This is a genomic window from Micromonospora sp. NPDC050397, from assembly GCF_044901685.1.
Lineage (GTDB): Bacteria > Actinomycetota > Actinomycetes > Mycobacteriales > Micromonosporaceae > Micromonospora_G.
In genome coordinates, this window is sequence record NZ_JBJDPS010000024.1 from 12,357 (window position 1) to 32,249 (window position 19,893).

Annotated in this window: 17 protein-coding genes, 2 tRNA genes and 1 riboswitch; of the genes, 10 read left to right on the forward strand and 9 right to left on the reverse strand. The window is 71.2% G+C overall.

Features of this window, described 5'->3' with window-relative positions:
- Positions 1-172: 172 nt before the first annotated feature.
- The 4 genes from ACI2K4_RS34725 (at position 173) to ACI2K4_RS34740 (ending at position 5,486) form a co-directional block, all read left to right on the forward strand.
- Positions 173-1,672, forward strand: coding sequence for a sporulation protein (locus ACI2K4_RS34725; RefSeq protein WP_356537984.1), 1,500 nt, complete (start codon positions 173-175; stop codon positions 1,670-1,672).
- Between the two features lie 124 nt (positions 1,673-1,796).
- A complete protein-coding gene (lhgO, locus tag ACI2K4_RS34730) occupies positions 1,797-3,053 on the forward strand; it encodes an L-2-hydroxyglutarate oxidase (protein WP_404517421.1) in 1,257 nt (418 codons plus the stop codon).
- Positions 3,046-3,951, forward strand: coding sequence for a tRNA (guanosine(46)-N7)-methyltransferase TrmB (trmB, locus tag ACI2K4_RS34735; protein ID WP_356537980.1), 906 nt, complete (start codon positions 3,046-3,048; stop codon positions 3,949-3,951). The genes lhgO and trmB overlap by 8 nt, the downstream gene beginning before the upstream one ends.
- 71 nt (positions 3,952-4,022) lie before the next feature.
- On the forward strand, positions 4,023-5,486 hold the full coding sequence (locus ACI2K4_RS34740) for a PrsW family intramembrane metalloprotease (protein WP_404517422.1): 1,464 nt from the start codon (positions 4,023-4,025) through the stop codon (positions 5,484-5,486).
- A gap of 215 nt (positions 5,487-5,701) precedes the next feature.
- Here the strand turns inward: ACI2K4_RS34740 and ACI2K4_RS34745 are convergent, their stop codons facing one another.
- The 4 genes from ACI2K4_RS34745 to ACI2K4_RS34760 form a co-directional block, all read right to left on the reverse strand.
- Entirely contained in the window at positions 5,702-6,736 is a 1,035-nt protein-coding gene (locus tag ACI2K4_RS34745; protein WP_404517423.1) for a M23 family metallopeptidase, read from the reverse strand.
- 11 nt (positions 6,737-6,747) lie between these two features.
- Positions 6,748-6,900, reverse strand: a riboswitch (cyclic di-AMP (ydaO/yuaA leader).
- A 233-nt stretch (positions 6,901-7,133) separates the two neighbouring features.
- Positions 7,134-8,231, reverse strand: coding sequence for a PP2C family protein-serine/threonine phosphatase (locus ACI2K4_RS34750; protein ID WP_404517424.1), 1,098 nt, complete (start codon positions 8,229-8,231; stop codon positions 7,134-7,136).
- 199 nt (positions 8,232-8,430) lie between these two features.
- Entirely contained in the window at positions 8,431-9,177 is a 747-nt protein-coding gene (locus ACI2K4_RS34755) for a MerR family transcriptional regulator (protein WP_363305990.1), read from the reverse strand.
- A gap of 114 nt (positions 9,178-9,291) precedes the next feature.
- Positions 9,292-9,365 (reverse strand) — tRNA-Met (locus tag ACI2K4_RS34760).
- A gap of 419 nt (positions 9,366-9,784) precedes the next feature.
- Between ACI2K4_RS34760 and ACI2K4_RS34765 the strand changes: the two genes are divergently transcribed.
- From ACI2K4_RS34765 to ACI2K4_RS34775, 3 genes are all read left to right on the forward strand, one after another.
- Positions 9,785-11,170 carry an FAD-binding oxidoreductase gene (locus tag ACI2K4_RS34765; protein ID WP_404517425.1) on the forward strand — a complete coding sequence of 462 codons (1,386 nt, stop codon included), beginning with the start codon at positions 9,785-9,787 and terminating at the stop codon, positions 11,168-11,170.
- Between the two features lie 210 nt (positions 11,171-11,380).
- Positions 11,381-11,533 (forward strand): hypothetical protein, encoded by a 153-nt coding sequence (locus ACI2K4_RS34770; protein WP_356534970.1) that lies wholly within the window; start codon positions 11,381-11,383, stop codon positions 11,531-11,533.
- Between the two features lie 101 nt (positions 11,534-11,634).
- On the forward strand, positions 11,635-11,856 hold the full coding sequence (locus ACI2K4_RS34775) for a hypothetical protein (RefSeq protein WP_356534968.1): 222 nt from the start codon (positions 11,635-11,637) through the stop codon (positions 11,854-11,856).
- A gap of 186 nt (positions 11,857-12,042) precedes the next feature.
- Here ACI2K4_RS34775 and ACI2K4_RS34780 read toward each other — a convergent pair whose 3' ends face one another.
- Positions 12,043-13,386, reverse strand: coding sequence for an ABC transporter substrate-binding protein (locus ACI2K4_RS34780; RefSeq protein WP_404517426.1), 1,344 nt, complete (start codon positions 13,384-13,386; stop codon positions 12,043-12,045).
- A gap of 397 nt (positions 13,387-13,783) precedes the next feature.
- Positions 13,784-15,328 (reverse strand): MFS transporter, encoded by a 1,545-nt coding sequence (locus ACI2K4_RS34785; RefSeq protein WP_404517427.1) that lies wholly within the window; start codon positions 15,326-15,328, stop codon positions 13,784-13,786.
- Between the two features lie 75 nt (positions 15,329-15,403).
- On the opposite strand from ACI2K4_RS34785, the gene ACI2K4_RS34790 reads away from it, so the two are divergent.
- The 3 genes from ACI2K4_RS34790 to ACI2K4_RS34800 all read left to right on the forward strand — a co-directional run bounded on the left by ACI2K4_RS34790 (position 15,404) and on the right by ACI2K4_RS34800 (position 17,311).
- On the forward strand, positions 15,404-15,859 hold the full coding sequence (locus ACI2K4_RS34790) for a MarR family transcriptional regulator (protein WP_356534963.1): 456 nt from the start codon (positions 15,404-15,406) through the stop codon (positions 15,857-15,859).
- A gap of 212 nt (positions 15,860-16,071) precedes the next feature.
- Complete coding sequence (locus ACI2K4_RS34795; protein WP_363305994.1) at positions 16,072-16,398, forward strand: SCO4225 family membrane protein; 327 nt, start codon at positions 16,072-16,074, stop codon at positions 16,396-16,398.
- A 340-nt stretch (positions 16,399-16,738) separates the two neighbouring features.
- Positions 16,739-17,311: a WbqC family protein gene (locus ACI2K4_RS34800; protein ID WP_404517428.1), complete on the forward strand. Its 573-nt coding sequence runs from the start codon at positions 16,739-16,741 to the stop codon at positions 17,309-17,311.
- Positions 17,312-17,818: 507 nt separating this feature from the next.
- On the opposite strand, the gene ACI2K4_RS34805 is transcribed toward ACI2K4_RS34800, so the two are convergent.
- The 3 genes from ACI2K4_RS34805 to ACI2K4_RS34815 form a co-directional block, all read right to left on the reverse strand.
- Positions 17,819-17,892: transfer RNA gene (locus ACI2K4_RS34805), tRNA-Lys, on the reverse strand.
- A gap of 91 nt (positions 17,893-17,983) precedes the next feature.
- Positions 17,984-19,540, reverse strand: a complete 1,557-nt coding sequence (locus ACI2K4_RS34810) for an amino acid permease (RefSeq protein ID WP_363305995.1) — start codon at positions 19,538-19,540, stop codon at positions 17,984-17,986.
- 103 nt (positions 19,541-19,643) lie between these two features.
- Positions 19,644-19,893: hypothetical protein (locus tag ACI2K4_RS34815; protein WP_404517429.1), on the reverse strand; the 250-nt coding region annotated here is incomplete at its 5' end.

The window sequence follows — 19,893 nt, forward strand, 5'->3', positions numbered from 1 at the left end:
CGGCGAACTACGCTGGGTTTACCAATGTTCTCAGCGGGGCGGCATATTCCACGGGGCCTGGCCAAATGCGTGTGCGGCCGGAGTGCCCGGGAGCGTACCTGGGGAGGACACGGTACGAATGCCACGCGCCCGACGGTGACGCGGCGGCCGTCTGTGTGTCGAGGGGTGGCTCATGTCCAGGGAGCAACGCGGGCCGAACGAGAAGCTCGGCACGGTTCTCGCCCTCGCGGGAATCAGTAACGCCGGGCTGGCCCGGCGGGTCAACGACCTCGGAGCGCAGCGCGGTCTGACCCTTCGCTACGACAAGACCTCGGTGGCCCGCTGGGTCGCCAAGGGCATGGTGCCGCAGGGTGCGGCACCTCATCTGATCGCCGCGGCGATAGGGGCCAAGCTCGGCCGTCCCGTCCCGCTGCACGAGATCGGGCTGGCCGACGCCGATCCGGCGCCCGAGGTCGGCCTCGCGTTCCCGCGCGACGTGGGCGAGGCGGTGCGTTCGGCGACCGATCTCTACCGGCTGGATCTCGTGGGCCGGCGGGGAGGCGGCGGGATCTGGCAGTCGCTCGCGGGTTCCTTCGCGGTGAGCGCCTACGCGACGCCCGCGTCGCGGTGGCTCATAACACCCGCCGATCCGTCGGTGGCCCGCGACTCGACCGCGGCCCAGGCCTCGGTCCTCGGCCCGGAGGGCGCACCCGGGGCGCAGGGGGGCGGGATCCCCGTCCAGCCGGGACCTGACTCGGCGTCGGGCGTGTCGCCGCTGCGGGTCGGCCACAGCGACGTGACCAAGCTGCGCGAGGCGGCCCAGGACGCGCGCCGCTGGGACTCCAAGTACGGCGGCGGCGACTGGCGTTCCTCCATGGTCCCGGAGTGCTTACGGGTCGACGCGGCGCCGCTCCTCCTGGGCTCGTACAGCGACGAGGTGGGCCGGGCGCTCTTCGGCGCCTCCGCCGAGCTGACCAGGCTCGCCGGGTGGATGGCCTTCGACACCGGCCAGCAGGAGGCCGCCCAGCGCTACTACATCCAGGCGCTGCGCCTGTCCCGTGCGGCAGCCGACGTACCCCTGGGCGGATACGTCCTGGCGTCCATGTCCCTGCAGGCCACCTACCGGGGCTTCGCCGACGAGGGCGTGGACCTCGCGCAGGCCGCCGTGGAGCGCAATCGCGGACTCGCCACCGCCAGGACCATGAGCTTCTTCCGGCTGGTCGAGGCGCGCGCCCACGCCAAGGCCGGCGACGCACCGGCCGCGGGGGCCGCGCTCAGGGCCGCCGAGAGCTGGCTGGAGCGGTCCAGGACCGGTGACTCGGACCCGTCGTGGCTCGGCTTCTACTCGTACGACCGCTTCGCCGCCGACGCCGCGGAGTGCTACCGCGACCTCAAGGCGCCCCGCCAGGTCCGCCGCTTCACCGAGCAGGCCCTGTCGAGGCCCACCGACGAGTTCGTCCGCTCGCACGGGCTGCGGCTCGTCGTGTCGGCCGTCGCCGAACTCGAGTCGGGCAACCTCGACGCGGCCTGCGCGGCGGGGACACGGGCGGTGGAGGTGGCCGGACGCATCTCCTCGGCCCGCACCAACGAGTACGTGCGCGACCTGCTGCACCGCCTGGAGCCGTACGGCGACGAGCCGCGCGTGGCCGAGCTGCGCGAACGGGCACGCCCGCTTCTCGTCTCCCCGGCGTGACGCTCCACCGGGATCGCCCCGGTATGCCCGTCCGGTAGGCGCATCCGCCCGCCACACCTCGGCCGTCCCTGGTTTGAGCCCGTTGTCAGTGGGTCAGTGCACTATCGGGGTGGGAGGTGGCGTGATGACGACGCACGCGGCGTACGACTGCGATGTGCTGGTGATCGGTGGCGGGATCGTCGGTCTGTCGACGGCGTACGCGATCACGCGCACCGCGCCCGGCACCCGGGTCGCGGTGCTGGAGAAGGAGTGGGGCCCCGCCCGCCATCAGACCGGGCGCAACAGCGGGGTGATCCACAGCGGTATCTACTACCCGCCGGGCTCGCTCAAGGCGCGCTACGCCGTGCGGGGCGCGGCCGAGCTGGTGGACTTCTGCGCGCAGCACGGCATCCCGCACGCGGTGACGGGCAAGCTGATCGTGGCGACCACCGGTGACGAGCTGCCCCGGCTGCACGCCCTGGTCCAGCGCGGCAGGGCGCACGGACTGCCGGTCAGGGAGCTCGGCCCGGCCCAGATCGCGGAGTACGAACCCCGGGTGCGCGGCCTCGCGGCGATCCGGGTCGGCACGACGGGGGTGTGCGACTTCACCGCGGTCGCCGTGCGCCTCGCCGCCGAGACGGGCGCCGCGGGCGGACACGTCCGCTACGGCGCGGAGGTGGTCGCGGTCGACCGGCGGCCCTGGGGCGTGGCGGTGCGCACGGCGGACGGCCAGGTGGTCAGGGCCAGGGTGCTCGTCAACTGCGCGGGGCTGCACAGCGACCGGGTGGCCCGGCTCGCGGGCGACGACCCGGGCGCGCGCATCGTGCCGTTCCGCGGGGAGTACTACGAGCTGACCAGGCCCGAGCTGGTGCGCGGGCTCGTCTACCCGGTGCCCGACCCCGCGTTCCCCTTCCTCGGGGTGCACCTGACCCGGGGCGTCGACGGCACGGTCCACGTCGGGCCGAACGCGGTGCCGGCACTGGCCCGCGAGGGGTACGGCCACACGGTCGTCCACCCACGGGAGCTGGCCGCCACCCTGGCCTGGCCGGGCTCCTGGCGGATCGCCGGCAGGCACTGGCGGTACGGGGCGGGCGAGGTCCACAGGTCCCTGTCGAAGAGGGCGTTCACCCGGGCCGTGCGGCGGCTGCTGCCCGAGGTGACGGAGGCCGATCTGCGGCCGTCCCCGGCCGGGGTCAGGGCTCAGGCGGTCCTGCGGGACGGCACGCTGGTGGACGACTTCCTGATCCGGGACGCCCCGCACACCGTGCACGTGCTGAACGCCCCGTCACCCGCGGCCACCGCCTGCCTGCCCATCGGGAGGGAGGTGGCGCGACGGGCCCTCGTACGGGCACGCGCGACGGGATGGACGCCGCCCGCCGTAGAATCGGGTCATTGTGTCTGAGCCTGTGAACCCCACCCCAGAGACGCCCGGCCCCACTCCGGAGACGCCCGGCGACACGCCCCGTTCGCCCGCCCCGTCGCCCGGTCGGGGCGCCCGGTCACCCGGCGGCACCGAAGCGGATGCGGAGGCCCGAGCGCTGCGTGACGCCGCCTTCGAACGGCAGCGCAGGCTCCGCCAGGAGCCCCGGTTCCCCGGCGGTCCCGCGGCCGACCCCGCCGGTTCGCACCACGAGCGCAGGATCCGGAGCTTCCAGCCGCGCCGCAGCAGGGTGACCCCCGGCCAGGAGGACGCCCTGAAGCGCCTGTGGCCCGAGTGGGGCCTGGACATCGACGGCCTCCGTGTCCTCGATCTCCCCACCCTGTTCGACGGACTCCCGGTGGTCCTGGAGATCGGCTTCGGCATGGGCGAGGCCACGGCGCAGATGGCCGCCGACGACCCCGGCACCGGAATCCTGGCCGTCGACGTGCACACCCCGGGACAGGGCAATCTGCTCGGGCTCGCCGACCGGGCGGGGGTGTCCAACGTCCGGGTCGCCAACGGCGACGCGATCATCCTGCTCCGCGAGATGCTCGAGCCCGCGGCGCTGGACGGGCTCCGGGTGTACTTCCCCGACCCCTGGCCCAAGAAGCGGCACCACAAGCGGCGCCTGATCCAGCCGGAGTTCCTCGACCTCGTGGCGGAGCGCCTGAAGCCGGGCGCGGTCCTGCACTGCGCGACGGACTGGGAGCCGTACGCCGAGCAGATGCTGGAAGTGCTGACGGCGCACCCCCTGTACGAGAACACGCAGGACGACGGCGGATACGCGCCCCGGCCCGGTTTCAGGCCACTGACCCGCTTCGAGGGGCAGGGCCTGGACAAGGGACACGTGGTGCGCGACGTGCTGTTCACCCGTCGCTGATCAGCCGCCGACGGTTGTCACCGGCCACCGCACCGTGGCGGGCTGTCGGTCCCCCTCGTTAGGGTCATCAGGTGTCCGAGGGGTTCGTGCAGCACCAGCAGCCGGCCGTCCCGGTACTCGAGGAGCAGCGGCTCGACGAGTACCTGGGTGCCGTCCCGGAGCGTGGCCAGTGGCGTTACCGGCCGCGCCGCGTCGGCATGGTCTGGCGCAGCAAGGCCTTCCGCGCCGGCGCGGTGATCAGCGTGCTCGCGCTCTGCGGGCTGGTGATCCTGGCCCTGGTGCGTGAACAGACCGGCACCGAGGGCTTCCTGGTGGGTCTTGGCCTGGCCGTGCTGCCCGTGCCGCTGCTGATGGCGGCGTTCCGGTGGCTCGACCGGGTCGAGCCCGGGCCGTGGCGGAACCTGCTGTTCGCCTTCGCCTGGGGGGCGTGCGCCGCCGCGCTCGTCGCGATCATCGCCAACTCCTTCGCGACCCGCTGGATAGCGACGGCCACCGCGGACCCGGCGAGCGCCGACACCCTCGGCGCCACGGTGATCGCCCCGGTCGTCGAGGAGTGCGCGAAGGGGGCGGCCGTTCTACTGATCTTCCTCTTCCGCAGACGGCAGTTCGGCGGTGTCGTCGACGGCATCGTGGTCGCCGGATTCACCGCGACCGGCTTCGCCTTCACCGAGAACATCCTCTACCTGGGGCAGGCTTTCGGCGAGGACCAGGAGTTGGGGACCACGGGCCTCGCGTCCCTGACGGCCGGGACGTTCTTCGTTCGCGTGGTCATGTCCCCCTTCGCGCATCCCCTGTTCACGGTGCTCTCCGGCATCGGCTTCGGGATCGCCGCACTGGGCGGTGCGCGCCACCGGGTGCGCCGGGTCGTGCTGCCGCTGCTGGGACTCGCCCTCGCCATGGGCATGCACGCCCTGTGGAACGGCTCGTCGTCCTTCGGCCCGTACGGCTTCTACGCGGTGTACGGGGCGTTCATGGTGCCGTGCTTCGGCCTGGTGACCTGGCTGGCCGTCTGGTCACGGCAGCGGGAGCTCCGGACGCTCTCCACGGAGCTGCCGGTGTACGCGGCGGCAGGCTGGCTCACCCCCGCCGAGCCGTTCGCCCTGGCTTCGATGCGGGCGCGGGGCGTGGCCCGCGACATGGCCAGGCACTGGCACAGCGGGGGCCCGGACCGCGCACGGGGCAGGGCCGCCGCACGGGCGGTCGCGGAGTACGAGTCGTTCGCGACGTCCCTGGCCATGCTGCGCCGGCGGGCCCGCCACGACGGCGCGGACGCCGACTTCGCCCTCCGGGAGCAGGAGTTGCTGCACCACCTCTGGCAGCGCCGGGAGGTCGCGGGTCCCGCCCTGACGTTCGCGGCACGCACCACGGGCCGGATGCGCGCTCACGGGCCGCAACCGCAGTTCCCACGCCGGCAGACCTACGGCGGGCCCGCTCCGCAGCGGATCCCCGCACCGCACCGCCACTACGGCGGCTACAACCCCTACCTGGAGGACGGCAGCCGATCCGCTCCGCCCACACAGGCACCGCCGTCCTGAGCTCTCCCCTCCCGCCGGGGCCGGGCCTCGGACGGGAACCGTCGGGGCCCGGACCACAGGCCGATACGGCGGTCGGCTCGGCCCGCTGCTCCCCGGTCGGTCCGAGGTCCGCCACCGGCGCGGGCAGCCGTCCGGACAGGCCGGCGGCCCTGACGTCGGGGGGTTGTGCGCCAGGGCCGCCGGGGTTTCGGTGCGCCGTGTGCCGGCGCGGGCGCTCAGACCGAGAGGCCCTTGCCGCGCAGCCAGCCCATCGGGTCGATGCCCGAGCCGTCCGCGGTGTGGATCTCCAGGTGCAGGTGCGGGCCGGTCACGTTGCCGGTGGCGCCGACGCGGCCGATGGTGTCACCGGTGCTGACCTTCTGGCCGGCGGTGACGTCCATCGAGGACTGGTGGCAGTACCAGACCTCGGTGCCGTCGTCGAGCTCCAGCACCGTGCGGTATCCGTACGAACCGGACCAGCCGGCCGACTTGACGGTACCGCTGTGCACGGCCTTGACCGGAGTGCCGGTCGGAGCGGCGAAGTCCAGCCCGGTGTGGTGGCCGGAGGACCACATCGAGCCGGACTGGCCGAAGGTCGAGGTGATGGTGTACGACGAGGTCGGAATGGCGTAGCTGGCGGCGAGCTTGGCGAGGCGCTCGGCCTCGGCCTTCTTCTCCGCCGCCTCTTCGGCCGCCTTCTTCTTCGCGGCGGCCTTCGCCTCGGCGGCGCTCTGCTGCTTCGCCGCCTGGGCCGCGGCCTCCTCGGCCGCCGCCTTCTCCTCCGCGGCCCTGACCTCGGCCTCGGCCCCGGCCTGCTGCTGCTCGGCCTGCTGGAGGATGCGGGCGCGCAGCGCCTCGCCGGCGTCCGTGGTGCCCGACTCGGCCTCGGCGGCCGTGATGCCGGCGGTGGTGAGCGGGGAGGCCCCGGTGACCGCGTCCTTGGCCTGGTCGGCGGACATGAACGCGCCCACGCCGGGCAGGGACTTGGCATCGGGAAGGTTGTCCGCGATGGAATCGGGAAGAGAGATGGAGACCGGCGGCTTGCTCTGCGCGGAGGCCATGCCGCCCGCACCGACGGCCGCGATGACACCGACGCCGAGGACCGTGGAGCTGCGGGCGAAGCCACGCTGCTTGGCTACGCGATGCCTACCGCGTACGGGGCGGAGGGAGTCCTCGGTGGGGTTCCATTCCTCCCACGTCCTGCCGTCCTCACCGGGACCGCCGGTCCTGAAGGGTGCCGGAGCCTCGGGGGCAGGCTGATTTGACGCCACGTGGGCGCGCTCCTTTCCTTCCTTCTCGCCTACCGGGTTAGCTGACGGGTTCGGAGCAGGAAGGTCTCCTACGGACGCCTTCGTCCCTCACAGGACTCAGGTGTCTGATTCACCCCAAGTAAATGGTTCCCCGGTTCCCTTGCGGGATTAAGCGCTGCGCACGGTGCCGCCTCTGGCGACGACTGGGACAACCGCGCTGCGTTATCGAACGTTAATAGACACTCGGGTCCGATTCCAAGCTGTTCCCACAGATCTTTCACGACTCGGGCCTGGACTTTCAGGGACCAATCGACCCCAACCGGACGAGTTGAGCGCCCATCAGCTCCATAACATTTTCTGACGTTGCGTCAAATGTTATGCGCAGCGGCACCCTTCGACCACGGACGGTCGTGGACGGTCATTCACGATCCCGCCCCACGATCTTCACCGTCCTCCGCCGTGCGGGCTGCCCCCGCGCCGGCCGCCCCACCGCGAGGAGCGCGAGGTCGTCCGTCGACCGGCCGCCCGTGTGCAGCCGTACGTCGTCGGTGAGCGCGGAGAGCAGTTCCTCGGGTCCCGGGAAGAGCCGGCCGCGCAGCCGGGCCGCCGGGTCGTAGAAGACCCCCCTCGCGTCCCGGGCCTCCGAAAGCCCGTCGGTGAACGCCAGGAACGTCGCCCCGGACGGCAGAGCCCACTCGTCCGAACGGTCCGGCCAGGCGTCGAGGCCCATACCGAGCGGCAACGCGGGCTCGGTCGGCGTCAGCACGTCCAGCGCACCGTCCGCGTGGAGCACGATCGGCTCGGGGTGGCCGCGGTTGATCACCCTCAGCATGTCCGAACCCACCGGGATCTCGGCGAGCACGGCGGTCACGAACCCCTCCATCGAGTCGAGCCCGCCACGCCGCGAGCTCTCCCGGGCGAGCGCCCTCTCCAGCCGCTGGACCACTCCCTCCAGCGACCGCTCCTGCTCGGCGGCCTCACGGAACGCCCCGATCACGACGGCCACCGCCGCCACGGCGTCCAGCCCCTTGCCCCGTACGTCCCCGACGACCAGCCGCACCCCGAAGGGCGTGTCCGCGACGGCGAACAGGTCTCCGCCGACGAACTCGTCCGCCTGCGCCGCCTCGTACCGCGCCGCGACCAGCAGCCCGCCGATCCGGTCCTCGGGTACCGGGAGCACCGCGCGCATCGCAGTCTCCGCGATGACCCGCGCCGAGGCCAGTTGTTCGTTGCCGCGCCACACGACGCGGTTGATGACGAGGGAGAGCGCGGCGACGGTGATCAGGGTCAGCAGGTCGGTGATCGGCACGACCTTGGCGAGCACGCCGTCGGAGACCCGGATGACGAGGACCACGAGGGTCGCGGCCACCCCTGTGCGGATGGTGGCGGCCAACGAGAAGAAGGGGGCCGCGATCAGCGGGGCCGCGGCGAAGAGCGGAACGGCGGACACCGCGGTCGGGGTCGCGAGGTCGAAGACCACTCCGACGGCGATCATGAGGGTGGGCAGCAGGCGCACGAGCCTCCGGGCGCGCGCGTTCCCCTCGGCTCGACCTCGCCCTCGTACGTCCCGCTTCCCCACCTGTGCACTCCCTGCCCGCTCCGCCCACGGCTGCGGACGGTACAGCGCTCCACCCCGGCCTGACGGAGCCGCGCCGTGCGGCGACCCGTCGTCGGCCTGTGGGAGGAGCGCACCGGAGCCCCGTGTCCCCCGATGGTCAGTCGGAGAGCCGGCGCCGCGCGTACGTCGTCAGTGCATCCCGTACGAAGACGGCGGTTCCGTCCCCGTGGCGATCGTAGTTCTTCCCGAAGCGGGGATCGGCGACGTACATCTCACCGATGCCCGTCACATACGAACGAGTGACCTCGGCGGTCGCCGACAGCCACTCGCAGTGGCGGCGCGCGATGTCCTGCACCTCGTCGCCCCCCGGCTCCAGGCCGGCCGCCCTCGCCTCGCCGTAGTCCCGGGCGATGGCGTCGTGCGCGCCCTGGAAGCCCGCGCGCCCGTCCGGGCTCAGCCCGCGCCACCACCGGTCGCTGCGCTCGTACGCCTCCTGGCCCCAGCGCTCGGTCACCTCCTGCTCGTGCACCGTGTGGTCGAAGCCGTCGAACACTTCCTCGGCCATGAGCCCTTCCCCTTCCTCGGTCCTGTGGAGAGTGGTCCGCACCGACGCGATCTGCCGGCCGATGCGCTCGCGCTCCTGCTCCAGCAGGCGCAGATGGGCCCGGAGCGCCACGGAGGTGTCCCGCTGCCCCTCCAGCACGTCCTTGATCGCGGGCAGTGAGAGGCCGAGCCCCCGCAACAGGAGGATGCGCTGGAGCCTGACCAGCGCGTCCTGGTCGTAGTAGCGGTAGCCGTTGGCACCCGTGCGGCTCGGCACGAGGAGACCGAGATCTCCGTAGTGCCGGAGCGTCCGGCTGGTGGTGCCCGCTCTACGGGCGATTTCCTGGATGGACCACTCCATGCCGGAAACGCTAGATCTTTACGTAGCGTCAAGGTCAAGCCCGGCCACGGAGGTCGACTCCGGCACACGACCGAGGCCCGGATCCTTGTAAGGATCCGGGCCTCGGTCTTTCAGTAGCGGGGACAGGATTTGAACCTGCGACCTCTGGGTTATGAGCCCAGCGAGCTACCGAGCTGCTCCACCCCGCGTCGTTGTGATTGCAACTCTACGCCATCCGGGGCGGTGCTCCGACCACCTGCGGCCACCGCTCCCCCATTCCCCGCACGGCAGGAATGCCCGCCGACGGGAAGGACGCGTCAACACACCCCGAAACCTGGGCAGTCGGCCTGCGCGACGCCTCATCCGCAAAGACCGCCGGACCGCCCGATCCCGCTTCCCGCAGGACCTCCCGGCCGTCTCCTCACCGCACAGGACCTCCGAGTCGGGCCCCGACGCCGCCCTCCGCGATTGCGGGCGCCCCGGAGCGGCGGGACGCTTGGAGGACACGACATTCGGTGTTCGGTCCCGTCTGCGCGGCATTCTCAGGTGCCGGCGTCGGCCCGCAAGCAGCCTCACCCGCCGAGATGGAGCCAGGGGAGGCCGGGCGCGCGCACGCGAGGAGACGGCCATGGACGGCACCACACTCGAGACGATGAGGACCGCCCTGCGCGGCCCGGTCATCGGCCCGGACGACCCGGGGTACGAACAGGCACGCTCGGTCTACAACGCCATGATCGACAGAAGGCCATCGGCCGTGGTGCGCTGCCACGACACGGCGGACGTCATGGCCGCTGTCGACTTCGTCCGTGAGCACGGTCTGGAGTTCGCCGTGCGCGGCGGCGGCCACAGCGGCCCCGGCCTGGGTGTCGCCGACGGGGCCGTCACGATCGACCTGTCCCCGATGGACGGCGTACGCGTCGACCCGGCGACCCAGACCGCCCAGGCGGACGCCGGCGCGACCCTCGGCGAGCTCGACCACGCGACACACGCGTTCGGCCTGGCCACACCGGCGGGGATCATGTCCACGACCGGCGTCGGCGGGCTCACCCTGGGCGGCGGGCACGGCTACCTCACCCGCAAGTACGGCCTCACGGTGGACAACCTGGTCTCCGCGGACGTGGTCCTGGCCGACGGCAGTTTCGTGGCCGCGAACCCGAGCGAGAACGCCGACCTGTTCTGGGCGCTGCGCGGTGGTGGCGGGAACTTCGGCATCGTCACGTCGTTCGACTTCGAGCTGCACCCCGTGGACACGGTCGGCGTCGGGATCACCGTCTGGCCGCTGGAGCTCCTCCAGGACGTGATGCGCTGGTACCGCGACTTCCTGCCCCAGGCACCGGACGACCTGTACGGCTTCTTCGCCTCGCTGTCCGTTCCTCCCGCTCCGCCCTTCCCCGAGAAGATCCACGGGCGGAAGATGTGCGGCGTCGTCTGGTCCTCCACCGCGGATCCGGCCGCTCTGGAGCAGACGCTCGCCGTGGTGGACGAACCGGGTCCGCCCGCCTTCCACTTCACCGCGCCGATGCCCTACCCCGCTCTCCAGGCCATGTTCGACGCACTGCTCCCGGCAGGACTCCAGTGGTACTGGCGGGGCGACTTCTTCGACGGGATCACCGACGACGCGGTCGACGTGCACGCGGCCTTCGCGGCGAGCCGACCCACCGACCTGTCCACCATGCACCTGTACCCGGTCGACGGAGCCGCGGGCCGGGTGGGCCCCGACGACACGGCCTGGGCCTACCGGGACGCCGTCTGGTCCGGTGTCATCGCGGGCATCGACCCGGACCCGGCCAACGCGCCGGCACTGCGCGACTGGGCCGTAAGCTACTGGGAGGCGCTGCACCCGCACTCGATGGGCGGTGCTTACGTCAACTTTCTCGGGGCAGACGAAGGCCGGGGCCGGGTCAGGGCCACCTACGGCGGCCATCTCGGCCGGCTGGCGAAGGTCAAACACGCCTACGACCCGCACAACCTCTTCCACGCAAACCAGAACATCGAGCCCGCACCGCCGCACTGACCGTCACGCCGGGCTCGCAATTCCGGGGGAAAGCCGTGCCGGGAGGGTTACAGTCTGCTTGCACCGCATGATGGTCCGGACGCCCCCGGAGCGGCGCGACACCGGTGGCGGCTCCTCTTTCGCCGTACCGGTCGGGACCAGTCCGGCCATGCGCACCGGCGGCTCGGTCACGGGGCGCCCACCTCACACCTATACGTACAGGACACCGAGATGACCACCACGACTGCCCGCACGACCCCGCGGCAGCACGACAGTGCGATGACGACGGCGAACACCGCCACCGCCGCCCCGCTGCCCAGCCCGCAGTACGCCGGCCTGTTCATCGAGCCGGACCTGCCGCCGTTCACCGACGACTCCGAATGAGCGGACGGGCCCGGACGGACGGCCCCGGCCGTTGTCGGATCGACCGCCGCCGGGTGCCCCGCCACGAGTGACCGGCCCGGGCGCACGGTCGTTGGACGACCATGCGCATCCGTATCGGCGTGGTCGTCCTCGCAGTGGTACTGCTGATCGCCGCGTTCATCTCCAGCATCCCGTCCGAGGCAGAGGCCGAGGCGGCCTGTCGGCGGGCCCTCGACAACACGTCGACGTGGACCGAACGGCCGGACGAGTGCGCGGACGTGTCCGCGGAGTCCTACCGGACGTTCCTCATGATGTACGCGCTGCGGCAGGAGGGCCTGGACTGACCAGGCCGTCCCGAAACCCGGCCGCGGAGCATGTCCCGGTCCGCCTTCGGTCCCGCACCCTTCCGTCCGGGGCGGGGGCGGAACGGCAGTGCCGTCCCCGCACCCCGTCCGGCCCGTGAGCCCCGTGCCCGCCCGGCCTCGCAGGGACGGGCGGCGGCACCACAGGGCCGGATGCCGGCACGGTCGTCAGCCGGCCTGCTGCTCCTTCCACTCCGCCTGCGCCTCGTCGAGGTTCTCGGCGAGCGCGTCCAGGAAGTCCTCGGCACTCGTCTTGCCGAGCAGGACCTTCTGGAATCCGGACTCGCTGTCGGCCTTGGACAGGGTGTTCCAGTCGGGCAGGTAGTACGGCAGCTGGACGATCTTGGTGTCGCCGGAGAACAGGGCCTCGGCACCGAGCTTGGTGGTCTCCGCCTCGTCGAGCCAGGGGTCCTCGGCCGCTTCCTTGTTGGCCGGGATGAGGCCCGCGGACTCGCTGAACTTGGAGTTCGAGGCGTGGGACGCGGCGAACTCGATGAACTTCCAGGCCGCCGCCTTGTTCTCGGACGACTTGAGAAGACCCAGGCCGGACACCGGGTTGGAGACCATCACCCTTGTCCCGTCGGCCAGTTCGGGCTGAGGGATACCTCGGAACGCGTCGGCTCCCAGCGAGCTGACGTGGTCCTGGTACGACCCCAGGTTGTGGTTCAGCATGGCGATGCTGCCGGAGTCGAACTGGGCGACCATCTTGGTGAAGTCGTTGTTGAGGTCGGCCTCGGGTGTGGCCTTGCGGTAGAGACCGGCGTACTTCTCCAACGCGGCCACGTTCCTGGGGTCGTTGACGGTGGTACTCGTCCCTGACTCGTCCCAGAACGACTCGATCCCCGACTGCCCGTACATCGCGTCGAGCGCCTGGGCGATGGAGCCCGGGCCGCCACGGATGGTGTAGCCGAACCGGTTCTTCTTCTTGTCCGTCAGCTTCGCCGCGGCCCTGTAGAACTCGTCCCAGGTACCCGGCTCGTCCAGCCCGGCCTTCTCGAACAGGTCGGTGCGGTAGTAGAGGACGCCGTTGGTGGCGGAGATCGGCACCGTGTACATCTCGTCCCGCCCGGCCGCGCTGCGTACGTTCTCGATCATCGCCTCGTTGAGCCTGCCCTTCAGCGAGCTCGCCTCGACCCGGTCGTCCAGCGGCTCCAGCGCGTCCTGCGCGGTGATCCCGGCGACCATCGCGGCGCCCACGCCTCCGACGTCCGGCAGTCCGCCGCCCTGGATGGCGGTGTCGTACTTGGACTGGGCCTCGGTGGAGGCGATGCCCACGTACTGCACGTCGATGTCCGGGTTCACCTTCTCGAAGTCGGCGATGATCTCCTTCCAGATCGCCGTACGGACCCCGCCGTTCTCGTCCCAGAAGACGATCTTCCCGGTACCCGGACCCTCGCTCCCCTTCGCTCCGGCGATGCCGCTGCCGTCGTCTCCGCAGGCGGTCGCGGTGAGGGCCAGCGCGGAGACCAGGGATATCGCGGCGGCCAGGCGGCTGTTACGGGGCTTGATCATGTCGGCTCTCTTCTCTGGGTGCTCATCGGCGCGGCGCGGGGGCTGCGGGCGCCGCACCGGTGGAGCGGTGCGGGTGTGCTGCGGAGAAGCGCGGGGTCCAGGTGGTCCGCAGCTCACAAGGAGCCGCGGAGCAGGGGGCGTTCGCCTGTGGACGCCGGGGGGCGCGTGTGGCCGCTCAGCGTCTCCCCGGGTGCCGGGGGCGGCACGGGAGAGGGCCCGGGGCTGGCTGCATACGACTCTCGGCTCTCATATCGCGTCTCATATATGACATACGAAGAACAACGCGATGAACGTAAGTCCGCCCACACGCACGGTCAATGCCCGTGCAGCAGAAAAGTTCCGGAACGCCGGAGCGCCCCGACCGGTCCGACCGGTCGGGGCGCTCCAGGTGGTGCGGTCAGGCCTTGACCGAGACCTTGTCGGCGGTGGCCGGGCCGGCCTTGTCGCCGCCGGCGTCGGGCCGGGCGAGCCCCGGGATGAACGCGGCGACGGCGGCGGCCACGAGCGCCACGGCGCAGCCGATCGTCAGGCCGACTCGGAACCCGTCCTCGGAGGCGAGCGAGAAGCCACCGAGCTCGATGGTCATCTGCGCCAGCACCACACCGATGACCGCCGACCCGATCGTGGTGCCGAGCGATCGCATCAGGGTGTTGAAGCCGTTGGCGGCGGCGGTCTCCGAGATCGGGACCGAGCTCATGATCAGGGCGGGCATCGCACCGTAGGCGAGGCCGACACCGCTGTTGATGACGATCCCTACGATCATCAGGCCCCAGGCGGAGCCCATGAGGAACAGCGAGAGGCCGTATCCGGCGGAGATCACGAGCGCACCGAGGACCAGGGCGATCTTGGGTCCGCGCGCGTTGATGAGCTTCCCGCCGAGCGGCGAGACGATCATCATCATCACGCCGCCGGGGGCCATCCAGAGACCGGCCGCCAGCATCGACTGACCGAGGCCGTAGCCGGTGGCCTCCGGGAACTGCAGCAGCTGCGGGGCGATCAGCATGAAGGAGTACATGCCGACGCCGACCAGGATGGAGGAGATGTTGGTCAGCAGCACCCGCGGACGGGCCGTGGTGCGCAGGTCCACCAGCGGGTCACGGGTGCGCAGCTCGTAGAACCCCCAGGACCCGAGTGCCACCACCGCGACGGCGAACAGCCCCAGCGTGGTGCCCGAGCCCCAGCCCCAGTCGGCACCCTTGGAGATCGCCAGCAGCAGGGAGACCAGTCCGATGGCGAGCCCGACGGCGCCGGGCGCGTCGAAGCGCTGGCCCTTGGCGCCCGCCGGGACGTCGGGGACGAAGACGTAGACGAGCGCGGCGACCGCCAGCGCGAGAACCGCGGAACCCCAGAACAGCACGCGCCAGCTGGTGTATTCGGCGACGGCGGCCGAGATCGGCAGGCCGAGCGCGCCGCCGATGCCCATGGACGCGCTGACGAGGGCGATCGAGCCGCTGAGCTTCTCGGTGGGCACCACGTCACGCAGCAGTGCGATGCCCAGCGGCACCATACCCATACCCATGCCCTGGAGACCGCGCCCGACGATCATCGGCACCACGGACGAGGCCAGTGCGCACACCACGGAGCCCGCCACCAGGGGAACGGCGCAGGCCAGCAGCATCCGGCGCTTGCCGAGGAGGTCGCCGAGCCGGCCGGTGACCGGCACGCACACGCCGGCGACCAGGAGCGTGACGGTGACCACCCAGGCCGCGTTCGAGGACGAGGTGTCCAGGATCCGCGGCAGCTCGGCGATGAGCGGGGTCACCAGCGTCTGCATGATCGCCGCCACGGTGCCGGCCAGGGCCAGGGTCGTGATCACGCCGCCTGCGCGGGCTGTGGGCTGGGGGGCTTCCATTTGGAGGATCCTCTGCTGTCTGTCGGCGGCAAGATTGGCATCGTACACTTCTATTGCATCATGCACATCATGTGGCCTATGCACTTCCACGTAAACATACGATGAAGTCGAGCCCGCACGAAGAGACACCGGCCTCGCCCGGCAGGAAGCAGGAGGCGCCCGCACATGGACAGGGCCACGCAAGAGGTCGAGTACGAGCAGATGCTGCTCAGCCGTCACGGGCTGCTGAACCAGAGAAAGGGCCGCCGCAAGGACGGGCTCCTGGAACGCAGCGCATACGTCCTGCTCAGCCGCATCCGCGTCCAGGGCCCGATGTCCGTCGGCGAGCTGAGCGAGGCCTTCGACCTCGACGTCTCGACCCTCAACCGACAGACCGCCGCGGTGATGCGCGCCGGCTTCGTGGAACGCATCCCCGATCCGGACGGCGGCATGGCCCGCAAGTTCCGCATCACCGAGGAAGGCACCCGGACCCTCGACGCCGAACGAGAGGGCATGGTCAGCGCGCTGGAGCGCGTCATGGCCGACTGGCCCGACGAGGACATCTCCGCCTTCGCCGGGTTCCTGCGGCGCTTCAACTCCGACATCGAACGCATCGGCGGCCGCCCCTGGCCCCGCCCCTGAGCCCGGAGCGGACCGACCGGCTCGCGGCCGCGGGGAAACCGGGCTCGCGGCCGCGGGGAACGGGGGAACCCTGGGGCCGCGGGGGCGCTCCGGAACCCGATCCGATCTTCACCGTACGAACATAGGTATGAGTACTCATGGCGCAGTCATCGCCCCGAGGGCATCGTGTGCCTCACACCGAGCAACACGGTTTCCCTACATCGGAGTTAGAGATGACCGCCTCGTCGCGCAGCCTGCCCCAGTCCCTTCGGCACACCCTGCTGAACCCCGTCGCCCTGGGCTACCTGGCCGTCGTGGCCGCCGTCGCCGTATGGGTCGGCCTCGACACGCTCCTCGTCGAGCGGGCGGACGCCAGTTTCGCCGGGGTCTGGCTGTTCATCGTGACCGCTCCGACCTCGCTGCTGTTCGCGGCCCTTCCCGGTGCGCTGCCCTTCGCCGGTGTCGCCGTCGGGGCCGTCGTCCAGGCGCTGGCGCTCGGCGCCGCCTACCGCTGGGTTCTCGGCCGGACCTCAAGGCGCTCCACCACCGCCGGCGCCTGAGAAGACGCCATCGGCCGCCACCGGGCTCCGGTGGCGGCGCGGGAGCCGGCAGGTCTCTCGTCACGCCGTCGCCCTCCGTGCGCGAACGGCTCATCGAGGGCGGCGACAAGGAGAGTGGAAGGTATGGCGATGTGCAGGAAGTGCGGTGCGCGGAAGCGCCGTTGGCCCCGCACCTGTACCCGGTGCCGTTCCCGGTCGTCGGATCGGGGTGAAGACGCCCTGGAGGTCGCCGAGCTGGCCGTGGAGACAGGACTCCTCGGGTGGATCGGGCGAGGCCTCGTGGGCCTTGTGCGGCTGGCACTGCGCGCGATCGGTTGACCGCCACTTTCTCCGGGGCGCGATGCAGGCCGGCGACCTGCTCTGCGCGTCGGAGCCGTTGGAGCTCGACGACTACGTGAAGTCCATCGGCGACGAGAAGCTCGTCCTGGACATGCTCGTCGGTGATCTCCAGCGGGTCATCGAGTATCCGAAGCTCGGATTCGCCATCGAGCAGGAGGTCCCGGAGGACGTACTGGATTCCTTCGGCACCGGCAGGACCGCCACTGTTGCCGAAATCTCCACCCGTGTTCTGCTCGGCCTACTCGGCTGGCAGGGCAAGATCCTCACCAGCAGCCATCTGCCCTCACGGCCAGGCCGCTCGCAGCGGCTCGCCGACCTCTCAGCCGTGACCGGTGCCCGCGCGTCTGTGTGTGGGACCGGCGGCATGACCTACCTCGCCCCGGCACCGTTCGCCGCCGAGGGGATCGCCGTGATGCCGTTCCAGCCGCCGACGACCAACGTCTGGTCCTCCGGCCGAAAGCTCAGTGCGCTGTCGGCGTTGGCGGCACTCGGCCCGCAGGACGTGGCCGCCCGCATGCAGAGGCTCGCCTTGGACCATGGCCTTCTGGTGGCCGCCTTGACCACCGCCCGTTAGCTCTTCGTCCGGATCAGCGGCGTGGGTGGCTCGGCCGAGCGCCTGCCAGGCAGAAACGGTGAGGGGGACAGCGACGATGACGGCCCACAGGGCGGGCTCGTTGCCGGTGTGGAGGCAGCAGTCAGTGTCCACGGCAACGCCGGTTCGTCTGTCGAGATCCGCGACATCTCCGTCACGGTGACGCCCCAGGTAGAGCCCGCGCCTGGCGCGGTAACCGGTCCGCCCGGCTGTGGGGCCGGCCCCGAAAGAACCCGCGCACCTGGTGGTCGGCCTGGACACGCTGCCACCGAACCGCCCTGTCCCCTGGACACGTGCGCTCAGGCGCCGCCCAGCGCTCCTCACAGCCAACAGTCCCCCGCAGAACGGCGCTGGTAGCGCCTGCTGCCGGAGCGTCCGCCCGCGCAACGCTCATGCAAGAGGCATGGAAAGGCGAAGCGCCCCGGCCGGCCGAAGCCGGTCGGGGCGCTGATCAGCAGGTCAGAAGGGGTACCCCTGCCCTGCACCAGGTAGGCCGTGTGGGACTCGAACCCACAACCAACGGATTAAAAGTCCGCTGCTCTGACCAATTGAGCTAACGGCCCTTGATGGATCACCCCCCGAGCATAGCTTCCCCGGGCCCGGCAGCCGATCGGGTATCGGGTGCCGGGCCCCGTCGGGTCCGGAGCGGGCGGGTCAGTCCGTGGTTTCGCCCGTGATCGTGCCCTTGTGATCCGGGTCGGCCGGCTTGAGGAACCAGTGTCGGGCCGACACCAGCCACCAGACGGCCGCGAAGCCGAGCACCACCAGGACGGCCAGCGGCGCGTAGTTGAAGCTCTCCCAGGTGACCGGGGACACCTGGGGCAGCATGAACAGCACCGTGATCACCGCGACCCAGCCCACCGCGACGATGCCGACGGGCCTGGACCAGCGGCCCAGGTGCCAGGGGCCACGGACGAAGTCGTCGCCCCGCAGCAGCCGGAGCAGGGTGGGGATGACGTAGGCGATGTAGAGCCCGATGACCGCGATGGAGGTCACGGCGGCGTACGCGGTCACGTTGATCAGGTACGGCAGGCCGAGGGCGAGGGCGCCGAGGGCGGCCAGCCAGACCGCGGCGACGGGGGTGCGGGTGCGGGGGCTGACCGTGTGCCAGACGCGGGAGAAGGGCAGCGCCCCGTCGCGTGAGAAGGCGTAGATCATACGGCTGTTGGCGGTGACCGAGGCCATCCCGCAGAACAGCTGCGCACCGATCACCACGAGCAGCAGGAGCTTGCCCGTGGTGGCGCCGAGCGCGTCCAGCAGGATCTGGGCTGGCGGGGCTCCGGTCGGGGAGTTCAGTGCGCCGTCGTACGACTGGATGGCGAAGGTGAAGCCGAGCAGCAGCACGAAGCCGGCGATCCAGGAGGTCCAGATCGACTGCACGATCCCGCGCGGGCCCGCCACGGCCGCGTCGTGGGTCTCCTCCGTCATATGGGCGGAGGCGTCGTAGCCGGTGAAGGTGTACTGCGCCATCAGCAGGCCGATCATCACGACGTAGAAGCCGCTCCCCCAGCCGGTGTTGTTGACGAACTCGGTGAAGACGTACGACGCCGACCGGTGCGAGTCCGGCACGAACGTGAGCGCGCCGACGATCACGGCGACGCCGACCACGTGCCACCAGACGCTGACGTTGTTGAGGACGGCGACGATGCCGACGCCGAAGGTGTTCAGCAGGCCGTGCAGGATCAGGATCGCGGCGAAGAGCAGGATCGTGCGGCCGGGTGTGACCTCGAAGCCGAACTGGAGGTTCAGGTAGGCGCCCAGGAAGGAGGCGGCGCCGAAGTCGATGCCCGCGGTGACGGCGACCTGGCCGAGCACGTTGAACCAGCCCGCGAACCAGGCCCACGCCGCGGCCGAGCGCGGCGGGGCCAGGCGGTGCGCCCAGAAGTACAGGCCCGCGGACGTCGGGTACGCCGAACAGATCTCCGCCATGGCCAGGCCCACGAACAGCGTCATCAGGCCGACGGCGACCCAGCCCCAGGTGATGACGGCGGGGCCGCCGGTGTTCATGCCGAACAGATACAGCGTCAGGCAGCCGGACAGCACCGAGATGATCGTGAACGAGACGGCGTAGTTGGAGAAGGCGGACATCCGCCGGGCGAGGACCTGCGTGTAGCCGAGTTCGGCCAGCCGCTCCTCGTCGGAGGTGGCGGCCGGAGGGCTCTGGAGGGCACCGGGTGGCGGATCGGCGGCCACGGCTTCGTCGTTTGTCATGCCCCCAGCGATGCCCTCGCAGGGCCGCCGGAAACGCCTCGGGGCCCGTACGGCACCGAAGTGCCGTACGGGCCCCGAGGGCAGTTCAACGGGTCAGCGGGACTCAGCCGTTGCGCTTCCAGCGCGGCTTGTCGTCGCGGCGGCCGAAGGTGCCGGTGCCGGTACCCGTGCCGGTGCCACCGCGGTGGTCGTCACGACGGCCGGTCGGGCGGTCGGTGCCACCGGAGCGGAACCCGCCCGAGGGACGGTCGTCGCGGCGGTCACGGTTGAACGGGCGGTCGCTGCCACCGGAGCGGAAGCCACCGGAGGGGCGCTCGTCACGACGCTCGCGGTTGAACGACGGACGGTCGTTG